Consider the following 453-nt stretch of genomic DNA (forward strand, 5'->3'; position numbering starts at 1 on the left):
TTTAATCATTAGGAGACAAAATGAAAGTAATAACTAGAAAACTAATGTATATATATATATGTGCTGTACATTCAACTATACGTAAAACAGCATATACACTAACAGGTACATGTAATAATGGAGGAGGGAACAATGCAACAGTATTTGGAAATCATAATGATATGACTGCAGCACCTAATAACTTAGAAATCGGTGAAAAAAATATAATGTGGAACCCGGAAAAGATAATATATTTAGGAGATAATGTACAGGGTGTTGGTGGTAAATATGCTCTATATATAGGAAACAGGGCTGGACAAGCTGGTTGGGGACATAATAAGATAGTTGTTGGTGAAAGTGCTGGAGATAGTGCTACAGGTTCTTATCAATTTACTTTTGGAAGATTAGCTGGATGGAATACTAGTTCTGAATATATATTTAATTTTGGTGAAAGTAGTGGTAGAAGAATAGGTG

Annotated in this window: 1 protein-coding gene; it reads left to right on the forward strand. The window is 33.1% G+C overall.

Annotated elements, in window-relative coordinates:
• Window positions 1-20: 20 nt before the first annotated feature.
• Window positions 21-453, forward strand: a 433-nt coding sequence (locus AYC59_RS00475; RefSeq protein ID WP_156445422.1) for a hypothetical protein, incomplete at its 3' end; no start/stop codon positions are given.

It is taken from the genome of Pseudostreptobacillus hongkongensis (assembly GCF_001559795.1).
Classification (GTDB): domain Bacteria; phylum Fusobacteriota; class Fusobacteriia; order Fusobacteriales; family Leptotrichiaceae; genus Pseudostreptobacillus; species Pseudostreptobacillus hongkongensis.